At 62.5% G+C, this 13536-nt stretch carries 12 protein-coding genes; 8 read left to right on the top strand and 4 right to left on the bottom strand.

Annotated elements, in window-relative coordinates:
* Positions 1-31 precede the first annotated feature (31 nt).
* Positions 32-385 carry a helix-turn-helix transcriptional regulator gene (locus LDN82_RS22015; protein ID WP_224092706.1) on the bottom strand — a complete coding sequence of 118 codons (354 nt, stop codon included), beginning with the start codon at positions 383-385 and terminating at the stop codon, positions 32-34.
* Entirely contained in the window at positions 378-1502 is a 1125-nt protein-coding gene (locus LDN82_RS22010) for a tyrosine-type recombinase/integrase (RefSeq protein ID WP_224164433.1), read from the bottom strand. Before LDN82_RS22010 ends, LDN82_RS22015 begins: the two co-directional genes overlap by 8 nt.
* 581 nt (positions 1503-2083) lie before the next feature.
* Here LDN82_RS22010 and LDN82_RS22005 point away from each other — a divergent pair.
* A complete protein-coding gene (locus LDN82_RS22005) occupies positions 2084-2650 on the top strand; it encodes a recombinase family protein (RefSeq protein WP_224093937.1) in 567 nt (188 codons plus the stop codon).
* Between the two features lie 435 nt (positions 2651-3085).
* Here LDN82_RS22005 and LDN82_RS22000 read toward each other — a convergent pair whose 3' ends face one another.
* The gene (locus LDN82_RS22000) at positions 3086-3556 is read right to left on the bottom strand and encodes a nucleoside deaminase (protein WP_224165865.1); all 471 of its coding nucleotides are present in this window, start codon (positions 3554-3556) and stop codon (positions 3086-3088) included.
* 151 nt (positions 3557-3707) lie between these two features.
* On the opposite strand from LDN82_RS22000, the gene LDN82_RS21995 reads away from it, so the two are divergent.
* Positions 3708-4625: a LysR family transcriptional regulator gene (locus LDN82_RS21995; RefSeq protein ID WP_346347105.1), complete on the top strand. Its 918-nt coding sequence runs from the start codon at positions 3708-3710 to the stop codon at positions 4623-4625.
* A gap of 6 nt (positions 4626-4631) precedes the next feature.
* Here LDN82_RS21995 and LDN82_RS21990 read toward each other — a convergent pair whose 3' ends face one another.
* The gene (locus LDN82_RS21990; protein ID WP_346347104.1) at positions 4632-5843 is read right to left on the bottom strand and encodes a LacI family DNA-binding transcriptional regulator; all 1212 of its coding nucleotides are present in this window, start codon (positions 5841-5843) and stop codon (positions 4632-4634) included.
* 262 nt (positions 5844-6105) lie between these two features.
* Here LDN82_RS21990 and LDN82_RS21985 point away from each other — a divergent pair, with 262 nt between their 5' ends.
* The 6 genes from LDN82_RS21985 (at position 6106) to LDN82_RS21960 (ending at position 13388) form a co-directional block, all read left to right on the top strand.
* On the top strand, positions 6106-7197 hold the full coding sequence (locus LDN82_RS21985; RefSeq protein WP_224165864.1) for a substrate-binding domain-containing protein: 1092 nt from the start codon (positions 6106-6108) through the stop codon (positions 7195-7197).
* A 73-nt stretch (positions 7198-7270) separates the two neighbouring features.
* Positions 7271-8848, top strand: coding sequence for a sugar ABC transporter ATP-binding protein (locus LDN82_RS21980; protein ID WP_224165863.1), 1578 nt, complete (start codon positions 7271-7273; stop codon positions 8846-8848).
* 39 nt (positions 8849-8887) lie between these two features.
* The gene (locus LDN82_RS21975) at positions 8888-9946 is read left to right on the top strand and encodes an ABC transporter permease (protein WP_224165862.1); all 1059 of its coding nucleotides are present in this window, start codon (positions 8888-8890) and stop codon (positions 9944-9946) included.
* 42 nt (positions 9947-9988) lie between these two features.
* A complete protein-coding gene (locus LDN82_RS21970; RefSeq protein WP_224165861.1) occupies positions 9989-10939 on the top strand; it encodes an aldo/keto reductase in 951 nt (316 codons plus the stop codon).
* A 44-nt stretch (positions 10940-10983) separates the two neighbouring features.
* On the top strand, positions 10984-12636 hold the full coding sequence (locus LDN82_RS21965) for a GMC family oxidoreductase (protein ID WP_224165860.1): 1653 nt from the start codon (positions 10984-10986) through the stop codon (positions 12634-12636).
* Between the two features lie 38 nt (positions 12637-12674).
* On the top strand, positions 12675-13388 hold the full coding sequence (locus LDN82_RS21960) for a gluconate 2-dehydrogenase subunit 3 family protein (protein ID WP_224165859.1): 714 nt from the start codon (positions 12675-12677) through the stop codon (positions 13386-13388).
* The last annotated feature ends 148 nt before the right edge of the window (positions 13389-13536 follow it).

The raw sequence follows: 13536 nt of genomic DNA, 5'->3' as shown, positions 1-13536 counted from the left end.
CCAGCGGATCGGGTCCTCTGCTTTGCGTGGCCTACTCACCGTCCTCAGAAGCGACGAGGCGGACACGTCGTGCGATGGGGTTGCCTGGTTGGATGCCGAGGTCTTCACTGCGCTTCGGGGCATTGGCTGTCGCCGCGGCGCGCATCTCCACGAATGGTTCGAACAGGTCGTTGGGTGTGCAGTCCAGGATGTCGCAGAGCGCCGCGAATGTCTTGGCCGGAATGCGCTCCGGAGTCGATGTGACCAGCCTGTAGACCTGACTTTCGGAAAGGTTGATACCACGAGATTTCAGGAGCGGCATCAGTTCGGTGGTCTTCCACAGGTTCTGCTTTGCCATCAGGGCTCGCAAGTTCCAGCGGTAGCCAATCCGGCGCTGTTCAGGCATCTGGGTCCTCCAAGTTCGCGATGCGGCGTGCAATCATCTGCTGCACGGATTTCTGCTTGAAGTCCGACGATACCGACGTGTAGAGCCCGGTGGTCGAGGCGTAGGAGTGGCCAACCTGAGTCTGCACGAAGGCCGCGTCATAGCCGGCTTCGATCAGGTGGGTCACGTAGGAATGCCTGAGGCAATGCAGACCCAGCTCCTGGGGCAAGCCGACGGCATCCCGGGCAGCGGCGAACGCATCCCCGAAAGAGCCCAGGGACATCCGGGCACCCCGCTCGCTCGGCCAAAGAGCCGAGGACCGTTCAGCTGTCGGAAACTGCTGCCGCAGCCCTCCGGATGTCCAGGTCTTGAGCTGGTCCACGACCCAGTCGAACTCCGGAACGGTCAGCACGGTGCGCCGTCTGGGTCCTGAGCCTGCCGTTCCCTTGGCGAACCGTACCTGAACTGCTCCGAACCGGCCGTAGTCACTGACGTGCGGGTTCGGGCCGAAGTCTTCCAGGTCCAGCATGGTCATCTCACGTCGGCGAAGCCCATAGGCATAGCAGACCTTGAACGCCACAGAGTCGCGGAAAAGGGGCAGCCATCGTTTGCTGCCAGCGGCGTATTCCCGGTCGACAAGGTCATCGATGTAGTCGAATAGTCGCTGCAGTTCCGCCTTGGTGAACGACCGCTTCTTCGCCGGGACGGCATCATCGGTGGTGTGCCTTGGCATATTCCACTCGAAGCAGATCTGGCTCGGAATATCGCCGAAAGTCCGTTCGCAGAACTCGCCCCAGCCATAGCCAGGATGCGTCAGATAAGAGCAGAACATCGCCACGGCGTTGCTGTACGAGCGCAACGTTTTCAGGCTGATCGGTTTCTCGCCCGAGCGCAGATCGGCCAGGAAGTCATCGATGTCGGCGTGGCGCCATTGCCATGGGAATTCACCCGTGAAGCGTTGAAAACGCTCCAGCAGCTGGCCGCGCTGCTTGATGGTCTGAGTCGTGAGGCCACGTGCCAGCATCTGCGCGCGCCAGCCATCGAGCATGGCAGTGAAAACCCGTTCATCAGCCCGGAACAGCCCAATGTCCGGATCCACCAGCATCCGCGGGACGAAACCCGGAACGGTATTACCCACCACGACCCCTAAACCATGGAAACATGCATTAGATGCAGGAAACCTATAGCCATAAGCGATCCGAGGGCAAATTCAGTCGTTGGCGTGAGGAATGCGCGCGCCGGGCAAAGCCCGGCTGACCTGCGGAAACGCTGGATTCGTCATGGGGCGGGAGTTCTCGCAGCTGCTTCTACTCCCGTTGTTTGAACGCCGATAACCGACGTTATGTCGTGTTAATGCTTGAAGCTTCAACTAACTTTTATTTTTGAGAGTCTACCTCAGGCCCTCTCCCCCGCGATCGCCCTTGCTGTTTACGCCGTACGGCAAGGATTTCAGCCATTTGCGCAGCAACCCGCTGCGCAAAGGAAGCCGGCCCGAACGACGGCAACGCCAAGGCATAAAACGCCTGCCTGGCCGCCCAATTGTCCAAAGTTCTTTGGACAATTGGCCGAAGCGATTGGAACCCGGAACTATTCGAGCGCCGGCCGGGAACCCGGTGCTTCGTTGAAGCCTGTCCACTCTGACGCCGTTGGGACATGAATGTCTTGACGCTGCTTGCCAAGGACTCTCAAACTCAAAGGGACGGCGGCGGGAGGATTCCGGTGAATGGTCAACGAATCGGATACGTGCGAGTGAGCACTCTCGACCAAAACGAGAAACGCCAACTCGATGGCGAAGTCCTGGATCGCGTCTTCACGGATAAAGCCTCCGGCCGGGACACGGCAAGGCCGCAGCTTGCTGAACTTCTGCGGTTTGCCCGCGAAGGCGACACCGTGGTCGTGCACAGCATGGACCGGCTCGCCCGCAACCTGGACGATCTGCGCTCCTTGGTCCAGGGCCTCACCCGCAAAGGAGTACGCGTGCAGTTCGTCAAGGAACACCTCCTCTTCACCGGGGAGGACTCCCCCATGGCCAACCTCATGCTCTCGGTCATGGGTGCCTTCGCCGAGTTCGAACGCTCCCTCATCAAGGAACGCCAACGAGAAGGCATCGCCCTCGCCAAGCAACGCGGCGCCTACCACGGACGCAAAAGGAGCCTTAGCCCCGAACGCGCCGCCGAGCTCGTGCTAAGGGCGGACAGCGGAATACCAAAATCTGTCCTGGCCAACGATTACGGCATCAGCCGGGAAACTGTTTACCAGTACCTGCGCCAGGCAAAGCAGACGTGAGTACTTGATCGATGGACGGCCCCGATGGCTCGTCCATGCAGACCGCAATGCACGCTCGTCCGTGAGTCCGCAGAGGACGCAGTCGTGAGCTTCTGCCGCAGGAGCCCGCGGTCGTAGTTCATTCCCAGGCTGGACGGAACGTCGGTTATCGGCCCCCAAATAGGACGAGTAGACGTCCCTCGGCTGGGCCAAGAGGATTTACTCGGCAGCGCAGAGGGTTCCTAACGTCCGCGCTTGGCGCAGATACTGTGGGCCGTCTCCCTGGTGATCCGGAAGTCGGGGGCAAGGACGACTTTTGAATCACTACTGACGTCCCGCTGGAGCAGCTCGACAGCCCGCTCCGGAGTTAGGGTCTGTTTCGGCCCCAGACAGGCGCCTCATTGCTTGGCCAGGGCCATCCTTGCACGGCTCTGAGGGAAATGGTGCCTCGTTCTTTTAGTTCCAGAAGCCGGCATGTGGTTTCGCGGCTTCTTCTTCAATGTGCGGGCCCGAGACCTCGGTGGGGCGGCCTCCATCGGCGAATACAAGCCTGCAGGGGTGAGACAGAGTGGGGTTTTCCGGATGACTGCCGGTTATCGCCAGCAAACCCGTTTCTGCCAGGCCATAGACCACCCGGCCGATGCCAGCCCAGTAGATCGCGCCCGCACACATGGCGCAGGGCTCACAGGATGTGTACAGGGTGTGGCTGGGAAGCTCATTGTGGGGGATGGACCGAGATGCCAAACGCACCAGGTTGGTTTCGGCGTGGTTTGTGACGTCGTTCTCGGTTGTCACGGTGTTCTCAGCTTCCAGGACGATGTTGCCGTTGGCGTTTACGAGAATTGCGCCGAAGGGGTGGTTGCCGTTGTCCCGGGCGTTCCGGGAAACGATGATGGCGCGGCGGAGATATTCGAGGTCGTTGTTCATGCTGGTCCTTTCACCTCAACGGCGCCAGAGACATTGGCGGTGAGGTCTTTTCGTGGTTCCGACGGGCCTTTGTGCCCGGGTTCATGCAACGATATGCCGCCAAACGCTGCAGAAGAAGTGATTTACTATCGGAACAGACGATAGGTGAGTGATGATGCGGTACTCGTTGGAGCAGGTCGAGGCTTTCGTGATGAGCTGCAAGTGGGGTTCCTTCTCCGCTGCGGCCAGAGCATTAGGGCGCAGCCAGTCCACCATCAGTGCTGCCGTGGCCAACCTGGAGATAGCTCTTGGGCTGGAGTTGTTTGATCGGACGACACGTATTCCCACCCTGACCCCAGCCGGCGAAACGATGCTGGTCGAGGCATTAATTGTTTACGATCGATGCCAAGCATTGGAAAGCCACGCGGATGCCATGTCGGAAGGCGACCCGGCGAGCCTCACCATTGCGGCAGGCATCCCGTACCAGAACCTGGTGGCCATTCTGGTGGAATTCGCCGAGAACTTTCCCCACACGGACCTTGTTATCCGAAATCCTGAACACGGTGACGTCGCCGGCTTGGTCCAACGCGGTGAGGCCGCCCTGGGGATTGCTTTTGCCCAGCCCCGGTATCCCCGGGAAATTCAGTTTCATCAACTCGGGAAACTGATCCTCACCCACGTCGCCCATGCCCGGCATGCGTTGGCGGCGAAGACCACTGTGAGCTTTGACGACTTACGCGCGCACAGGCACATTGTTTACACCGCGCATGCTGCCAGCTTGCCGACCACTGAATACCTGCAGTCCGCACAGGTGTGGCGTGCCGATAACTATGAGGCTCTCATTTCGATGGCATCGGCGGGCTTGGGGTGGGCAACTTTGCCACGGCAGCTGATCGTGGACCAGATAAACGGCGGCCAACTGATCGAGCTACAACTGGAGGCTTACCCCTATACGGATTGGCTCGTATCGGTGGACCTGTTGTCTTTGAGGGGACGCCGGATAGGGAAGGCGGAAAGCTGGCTGCTTACCCGGCTCAGAAACCATAAGATTCAGGAGCTGGATAAGCACGGGAAGCTCACCACGTGGTAACGGGTTTCATGTCTCCTGTTCGATGATGGGGCCCTCCGGTGGATGTGTCGCGTCGCTTCGTAAATTCTGAACCGGGGGCGCTGCTTTGGGAGGCACAGCGGTACTTTGGCGGACAACGAGCTGGGTGGGGATGAGGGTGACGCCGTGTTTGGTGGTCTTGGTTCGGATCTGCTGTAGGACGTTGTCGACGCACTGGTTGCCGACGTCAGCGAAGTTCTGGTGCACCGTGGTGAGCGGGGGAGTGAACGAGGACGCTTCGGGGACGTCGTCGAAGCCGACCAGGCTGATGTCTCCTGGAACTGATTTCCCCTTTTCGCGGAAGGCCCGGAGCATGCCGAGCGCCATGTGGTCGTTCGCGGCAAATACCGCGGTGCAGCCGGGCTCGTCGGCGAGCCGCAGACCGACGGCGTAGCCGGAGTCCGCTGACCAGTCGCCTCGCAGCAGCGGCGGGACAGGCCTGCCGGCGTCGGTGAGCGCCGCGTGCCAGGCGGCCGCGCGGCGTTCGCTGGCGAAGGACGCTTCGGGGCCGGCGACGTGCCAGACGGTTTCGTGGCCGAGGTCCAGGAGGTGTTTGACGGCCTTGCGGGCGCCGCCGGCCTGGTCGGTGTCCACCACGCTGTACTGCTCACCGGCGTCGGGATCGACGACGACGACCCTCACTCCCGGGGGCAGAGTCGCTGTCGCTGCCTCGAGGAGGTGGACCTCCATGATGGCAATCACCGCGTCGACGGCGAGTTCGCCGATGCGTGAGAACGCACCCTGGATACCGGCTTGGGTGGGGGCCGTGACGGGGATCAGTGTGGTGGCGAAGTCCTGCCGGGCTGCGTGCAGCGCGATTGCCTCAAGCGTACGCATGGTCCCGAAGGACGACAGCGAGAACGTGATCACGCCGATGGTCCGGAAACTTCCGCGCCTCAGCGCCCGTGCCGCACTGTTGGGCCGATATCCCAATTCATTCATCGCAGCAGTGACGCGCCGCCTGGTGTCAGCTCGCACATCGCGGCTCCCGTTCGCCACCCGGGACACGGTCTGCGTCGAAACTCCGGCCCGTACGGCAACATCCACCATCGATACACGATCAATGACGGTTGCGGCAGGTTTGGCGAAGGTGGTCTTCGGTCCCGCGCCCGCGTGGAGCCGATCGCCTGGCCCCAAATCAGGATGCCGCAACTGTTCCCGTTGCTCCGGGGGCGGGTTCTCGTCAAGGTCCCAGCACATCTGTCCTACCTGGTTGGCCGCGGGCCGCTTCGATGCGTCCGCGGGAAGAAAGATACGTCTGAGTTAGCGATAAATCAGGATCCTTATCACTGACCTGATCAGCGGATACCTCTGACTTTCCCTTTATTTTGCAGGACTTATTCGGAAAACGCCAGCTTCATTAAATTTTCCTCCAGCCTCTTGATAGTGCGCTAACTCAGACTGTAACGTGACTCTCGTGCCCCAAAGTTGGGGTGATCACGAACACAAGGGAGTGTTGTTCATGCAGAGAACTACAACTGGAATTCGTCGAAACAAGAGACTTGGCAGAGCGGCACTGTGTGCTTCTGTCCTGACGGTCTCCATGCTTGGGCTGGCTGGCTGTAAGGGCGGCGCTGCCGCGGACGACGCGGGGGAGAAGGCAAGCGGCAAGGGGCTGGTCATCGGCTGGAGCCAGCGCGGCATCAGCGGCAGTGACTGGTGGAAGACTCTTGTTGAGGGCGGCCAGGCCGAGGCCGGCAAGGTCGGCGCGCGTGTGGAGCTGCTGGACGCCAACGGTGACACAGTCCGGCAGAACGCCGACGTGCAGACCCTGATCACCAAGGGTGTGGACGTGGTCGTTATGAACCCAAATGATCCGCTTGGCGTTGGTCCCTCGATTCAGGCCTTGAAGGACGCGGGCATACCCGTTGTGACGGTCAACTCGAGCGTGGACAAGTCCTTGGTTCCGGACATGTTCTGCTACGTTGCCGAGGATCAGGAGCACACCGGCTCGCTCGCCGGTGAGGTAGCTGCACAGCGCGCGCTGGAGAAGTACGGAGAGAAGGGCGAGATTAAGCTCGTCGGTATCGGCGGCTTCCCCGGAGATGTGCTGAGCGACCTTCGGTTCAACGGTTTCATGGCCGGATGGAACCGCATTATGGAGAAGCACCCCGGTGTCACCACCGTCAAGCTTGACACCAAGTACGGTGAGTGGAAACCGGACAAGGCCCTGGCCCCAATACGTGACGTCGCCACCGCCAACCCCGACCTCAAGGTCGTCTACAGCATGAGCGATGTCATGCACGGCGGCATCGTCCAGGGCCTGCAGCAGGCCGGCCTGTGGGGTGACGGGATCATCATGGCCAGCTACGACGGGGGCATGGGCGCCATCAAGGAGATGGTGGACAACCCGAAGGGACCGCTCCAGGCGGATGCATCCAACCAGCCTTGGGACCAGGGAGCCGCAGCCGTGCGCATGGCAGTTGCCGCCATCCAGGGTGACCAGGCCCAGTGCCCCGGCAAGACCAAGTACATCGATACAACCGTGGTGACGCCCGCTGACGCGGCCAAATACTACGTCCCCGGTGACACGTACGTCCGCGCCAAAGATTAAGAACCTGCCGGTCCGGACAGCAATCTTGCGCCGAAACCCTCCCGGCCCCGAAAGTCCTAGATAAGGAACGTCTATGTCCGCCAACAACCAGGCACCGGTGGCATCAGCCACCGGGACCGTGGGGAAATCCCATTTCAGCGCCCCAGAGCTCGAACTCGAGGGCATCACCAAGTCCTACCCCGGCGTGAAGGCGCTGAAGGGTGTCAGCTTCAGCGTCGGCCGAGGATCGATCCACGCGTTGGCCGGACAAAACGGGGCCGGCAAGTCCACGCTCGTCAAGATCCTTTCCGGCGCCGAATCACCGGACTCGGGGAGCATACGCCTTGGTGGCGAGCTCCAGCGCTTCCGGGATCCAATGGATGCCCAGCAGGCAGGTATTCACACCATCTACCAGGAGCTCTCGCTCGTTCCTTCCCTGTCCGTGGCCGAGAACATCTTCCTGGGCCAGCTGCCACTGCGCGGCGGCGCGGCCGTGGACTGGCAGCGGATGCAGGCCCAGGCGCGGGCCGCCCTGGACCGGGTGGGTTTCGACCTGGACGTTCGCCGCCCCGTAGCAAGTTACTCCACCGCGGAGCAGCAGGCCGTGGAGTTGGCCAAGGCCTTGCACAAGGACGCCCGGGTGCTGCTGCTGGACGAACCCACGTCCACGTTGCCGATGCCCGACGTCGAACGGCTCTTCACGGTCCTGAGGTCCCTGTCCGAGCAGGGTGTGACGCTGCTGTACATCTCGCACCGCATGGACGAGCTCTTCTCGCTCTGCGACGCCGTGACTGTGCTGCGCGATGGCGTGAACGCCGCGGATTTGAAGACTGCAGACTCCAAACCCGCCGATGTCGTCACGGCAATGGTCGGCAAGAGCCTTGAAGGCTCCATTGCCGAGGCGGCCCTGCGCGGGGAACGCTCACCCAGCCTCGGTGCAGGCCCCCGGGAGAGCGTCATCCTCTCAGCCCGCGACCTCTCCGAGGAGGGGTACGTGGACAAGGTGTCGTTCGAACTGCATGAAGGCGAGGTCCTCGGCATTTCCGGGCTCATCGGCAGTGGCCAGTCAGAACTCGCTGGCCTCATCGCGGGTGCGCGGCGCCGGACCTCAGGCGAGATCCGCGTCGACGGGAAAGCAGTGGACTTCCGTGCCCCGCGCGATGCGATCCGCCGAGGGATCGGGCTGCTGCCGCAGGACCGGAAAGCCGCAGGCTTCATCCCGGACATGGGCGTCGCCGGCAACATCACCTTGGCCAGCCTTCCGCAGTTCAGCCGGCTGAGCGTTATCCAGTCCCGGCGGGAGCGCGGCGTGGCCGGCGAGATGGTGGCACGACTCGGCATGAAGGTCTCCGGGGTGAACCAGCCGCTCAAGACGCTGAGTGGGGGAACCCAGCAGAAGGCCATCCTGGCCCGCTGGCTTGTCCGCCAGTCACGCATCCTCGTGTGCGACGAACCAACCCGCGGAGTAGACGTCGGCGCGAAGGAGGACATGTACGAACTCATCCGCGAGTTCGCGCAGGCCGGAGGAACCGTCGTAGTGGCGAGCTCGGAGATCACCGAGGCGATGATGTGCGACCGCGTCCTCGTCATGGCCCGCGGCCGGGTCGTCGCAGAACTCGCACACGATGACATCGACCCCTCCGGCAACGCCATTCTCGAACGCTTCGCCTGACGGCGCTATCCATCAGACTTTCTACACAGGAGAACAACCATGTCCCGGACCCTGTCGCCCCTGCCCCAGCGCAGTGACACCACGTCCCAATCCTCAAGCATCACCTCGCGGCTGCGGGGCAGCGCCCTGCGCGCCCTGCCCAAGAGTTATCTGATCCTGGTCCTCCTCGCGATCATCGCGGTGGGCTACTACGTCTCCGATGACTTCCTGACGTTCCGCAATGCCGAAAACGTGATCACGGCCGCATCGATCGTCGTCGTGCTGGCCATCGGACAATACTTCGTTATCCTGACAGGCGGCATTGACCTGTCTGTGGGGTCGATCCTGGCCATGTCCACGGTCCTTACCGCACTCACCTTGCAGGCCGGAATGCCCGCTGGCGCGTCCGTCGTGTTCGTACTGGCCTCTTGCGCTGTCGCAGGACTGATCAACGGCGTCCTCGTGGTTTGGCTGAACATTCCGCCCTTCATCGCAACGCTTGCCATGATGAGCGCCGTCAAGGGCTTCAGCTACATCATCCAGTCGACAAGCTTGATCGAGATCCGCGACCAGGGACTCATTCAGGCCTTCTCCCGCGGCAGCTTCCTCGGTATCCGCAACCCGGTCCTGATCTTCATCATCGTGGCCGTGGTGGCGGCGCTTGTGGCCAAATACACGACGTTCGGCCGCTCCCTCTACGCGATTGGCGGCAATCCTGAAGCCTCGCGGCTTTCGGGCCTGCCGGTCGCGCGGAACCTGATCATCACCTACACCATCTCCGGCGTTCTTGCCGGCTTGGCCGGACTTGTTGCGGCGGCCCAGCTACGGCAGGGCAGCTCACTCATCGGCGTAGGCTACGAACTCGACGCGATAGCAGCCGTCGTCGTGGGCGGCGCCTCCCTGATGGGCGGCAAGGGCGACCCCCTAAACGCAGTGATCGGCGTGTTCATCCTGACGACCATCATCAACATCATGAACCTCGTCGGAATCTCCTCCGAACCGCAGCTGCTCATAAAGGGTGCAGTGATCATCCTCGCCGTCTTCCTCTCCAGCGCGGGCGGCGTCCAGAGGATTTCCGGATTCTTCTCCAAACATTTCCGGCGCCCCCGGGTTGCTTAAGACCCAAACCGTCAACCCATTCAGCTCCAGAAAGCAGGAATTATGTCCATTCGTCCCCTGGGCCGCACCGGCCTGACTGTCTCCGATATCTGTGTAGGCACGAGCGCGCTGGGCAGCTTTCCCGCCCAGTACGGTTACGAAGTCGATGAAGGCACCGCCGTCGCCACGATTCACCGCGTCTTTGACGGGCCCTTCACTTTCATCGATACATCAAATGAGTACGGCGGGGGTGCCAGTGAAGAACGGATTGGCCGGGCGATCGCCGAGCGGGGCGGCATCCCCGAGGGATACGTAGTCGCCACGAAGGTCGACCCCGTTCCCGGCAGCACCGACTTCTCCGGTGACCGCGTCCGCCGGTCCGTCGAGGAAAGCCTCGAGCGCCTGGGCCTCGATAAGCTCCAGCTCGTCTACCTGCACGACCCCGAAAAGATCTCGTTCGAGGAGGGTGTGGCCAAGGGAGGCCCCCTTGAAGCCCTCATAGATCTTCGGGATCAGGGCGTTATCCAGAGCCTGGGCGTCGCCGGAGGCCCGATTGACCTGGAGCTGCAGTATCTTGAGACGGACGCGTTCGACGCCGTCATCAGCCACAACCGCTACACCCTCGTCGAACAGACCGCCGAGCCGCTCCTGGAGGACGCAGCCCGCCGCGGAGTCGCCTTCGTCAATGCCGCCCCCTTCGGCGGCGGCATGCTCGTCAAGGGCCCGCGGGCCGTCCCGCGATACTGCTACGCCCCTGTCGATCAGGCGACGATCGACAGGGTCCTGCGCATGGAGGCGATGTGCGGGCAGTACGGTGTCCCACTCGCAGCGGCTGCCCTGCAGTTCTCCGTGCGCGACGAGCGCGTGGCATCCACCATCGTTGGAATGTCCCGCCCGAACCGCGTCGAGGAGACCCTCCACCTGCTTAACCACGACATCCCCCAGGAACTCTGGGACAAGCTCCTGCCTCTTGCAAGCGTGGGCCGCAACGGCATTGAAGCCGTGACGGTCTGAACGCCAGTGCGCGAAGCAGGACTTTACGAAAGGAAACCAAAATAATGACCAGGAAGAAGCAGCCCGAGCCTGTCGACGTCGTCATCGTCGGCGCAGGCGCCGGCGGGGCCACAGCGGCAAAGGTGCTGTCCGAGGCTGGCCTGAAGGTGGTGGGCCTGGAGCGGGGGCCATGGCTGAAGCCTGAGCACGCCTCGGGAGACGAGCTGAAGTTCCTCAACCGGAATTTCATCTGGCAGGACCCGAAGGTGAAGCCGCGGACCTATCGTCCGAACGACAAGGTCGAGGCGGAAATCACCAACTTCTCGGCGACGCCGCAGGTTGTCGGCGGAGGTACCACCCACTGGGGCGGCATGGTGCCGCGCATGGCCGAGAGCGATTTCAAGCTGCGCAGCCTGCACGGCGACGTGCCGGGTGCGAGCTTGGTCGACTGGCCCATCTCCTATGACGAACTGGAGCCGTACTACACGCGCGTTGAGTGGGAGTTCGGCACGTCGGGCCTGGCGGGGGCGAACAAGTGGGAAGCGTGGCGCAGCCGGGGCTACCCGACCAAGCCATCACCGCTGAGCCAGATCGGGCGGACCTTCGCCACCGCGATGTCCAAGCTCGGCCACGGCACTTTCCCGATGCCGCAGGGCATGGTCACCGAACCTTACCGGGGGCGGCAACCCTTCAGCGAGAACGGCTTCTGGCAGCAGTACCCCGATCCGGGCACCGGCAAGTCATCGACCCTGATCAGCTTTATCCCGGACGCGATAGCGACCGGCCGCTACGACCTCCGCCCAGATTCTTACGTCAGCGAGATACTCGTTGGCAAGGACGGTCGCGCCACCGGTGTCCGCTACCAGGACGAGGACGGCGACGAATTCGTCCAACACGCCAAAGCCGTCATCGTCTGTGGCGGCGGCATCGAAACCCCGCGGCTGCTGCTCATGTCCAAGTCGGGGCTCTTCCCGGACGGCCTCGGCAACGGCAACGGCATGGTTGGCAAGAACGCGACCTTCCACCAATACTCTTTCTCGGTTGGCTTGTTTGACCGTGAGGTGAATGATCCGCTGTACGGGTGGGCGGGCCACTACATGAGCCTGTGTTCGTTCGACTTCTACGAAACGGACGAGAGCCGGGGCCATATTCTCGGGTCTCTGATCTTCCCCTCGATGATCGGGCACCCTGTGAACTGGAGCTTCCCCGGCAGGCCGACCTGGGGCCAGGCGGCGAAGGACGCGGACCGCGACTTTTTCAACCACAGCATGAAAATCGGGGTCCTGCTGCATGATTTGCCGGTTGAGGACAACCGCGTCGACCTTGACCCGAACGTCAAAGACGCCTGGGGGCTGCCCGTGGCGCGCATTACCCACACGCCCCACTCCAACGACTTTGCCCAGGAACGCTGGCAGGTTTCCAAGAACGGGGAAATCCTCGAGGCCGCAGGGGCGAAGAAGGTCATACCGGTCAACATGGAGCGGATCACGGGCAATACCTCGCACGAACTGGGCACCGCCCGCATGGGCAACGACCCGGCGACGTCCGTCGTCGACCGCTGGTGCCGCTCGCACGAGGTACCAAACCTCTATGTTTTCGACGCGAGCTTCTTCCCGACCGCGACCGGCATCAACCCGGCCCTGACGATCATGGCCAACGCTTGGCGGTGCTCGGACCGCATCCTCCAGGTCGACCGCCACGGCTGGTCAGAAAACTGATTTGCACCCCACACAGGATACGAAAGGACAGATCTCACATGGGACAGGCGGAATGGGCTACGGTACCGATCTCAACACGCGACGTCGAAGGGCCGGTCTTTTTCACCGAGCACGAGTGGAATACGATCGAGGCCGCAACGGCCCGGATCATCCCCACTGACCATCATCCGGGCGCGCGTGAGGCCAAGGTTGTGCGCTTCATTGACCGGATGCTGGCGGGAACGCAGTTCATCTTCCCGGCTGCTGACGGGAACGGGTTCCTCCGGATGGAGGGCCGCGACGAGGCCGCGTGGCAGGAGCGCATCAAGCAGCGCCGGGAGTTTTACCGTGAAGGCGTTGTGGAGTTGGACCGGCTGGCGAAGGAGCGTGCCGACGTCGGGTTCCTCGAACTTCCGGCGGATGACCAGGACGCGGTGTTGGAGACGTTATCGGGCGCGGAGAAGCCGAACGCTTTCTCACTGGAGCACTCCGAAGCTGGTCTTGGCGGCGCGCCGGCGGGCAACCAACCGGTCAACGAGGACTTTCTGGAGTTCTTCCCGCTGCTGGTGCTCAACACCCGTCAGGGGTTTTACGGCGACCCGGTTTACGGAGGCAACGAGAACCGGGTCGGTTGGGGTGTCATCGGCTTCGACGGACCCCCGTCGCTGGCCTCAACCATGGACGGCAGCTACACAACCCGAAAGTACATGGTGGAGGGGGCCGAGTGGCCGTACGACCAGCATCCCGAAGTCCTGCGGTACAGGCGCCCGTGACAGCCGGCGCAACGCCCGGCGTCGCGTTCAGGGGTTCGTCGAGGGTGACCGGGGATAATGGAGTGGTGTCCACGACCCCTGCACCTTCAGAAGCCCGGAACTCCAACGGGCGCGGGGAGCGGCTGGCCTCCAGGTCAAAGGCCCCCCG

This window comes from Arthrobacter sp. StoSoilA2 (assembly GCF_019977195.1).
Lineage (GTDB): Bacteria > Actinomycetota > Actinomycetes > Actinomycetales > Micrococcaceae > Arthrobacter.
Note: the sequence above shows the minus strand (reverse complement) of the source record. Positions and strands in the feature narration are given on the sequence as shown.